Source organism: Lactiplantibacillus sp. B652 (genome assembly GCF_023806745.1).
Lineage (GTDB): Bacteria > Bacillota > Bacilli > Lactobacillales > Lactobacillaceae > Lactiplantibacillus > Lactiplantibacillus pentosus.
In genome coordinates this window covers 1-239 of record NZ_JAMSKY010000113.1, presented here as the reverse complement: position 1 = coordinate 239, position 239 = coordinate 1, and the positions used below count along the sequence as shown (strand labels likewise).

The window sequence follows — 239 nt, the reverse complement described above, 5'->3', positions numbered from 1 at the left end:
CAGCATTAGCGACTTTAATTACCAATCACTTACGATTAACCTGGTCACCAGAAACCATTGCGGCCGCTTATAACTTGAGCACTGCGTCAATTTATAATTGGCTTAATCGTGGCTGGCGCCCCCTTCAAATTGACTGATCTACCCAATCGGAATGTCCGCCAGCACCGAGTGAGCGAAAATCGTGGGAAATTTACAAGTGGGACTTCCATCGAACAACGGCCAACAACTGTTAATCAACG

The 239-nt window shown here is 46.4% G+C and carries 1 pseudogene; it reads left to right on the top strand.

Going from position 1 to position 239, the window contains the following annotated elements:
- Positions 1–239, top strand: a pseudogene (locus tag MZO40_RS17220) (IS30 family transposase); the annotation flags it as partial.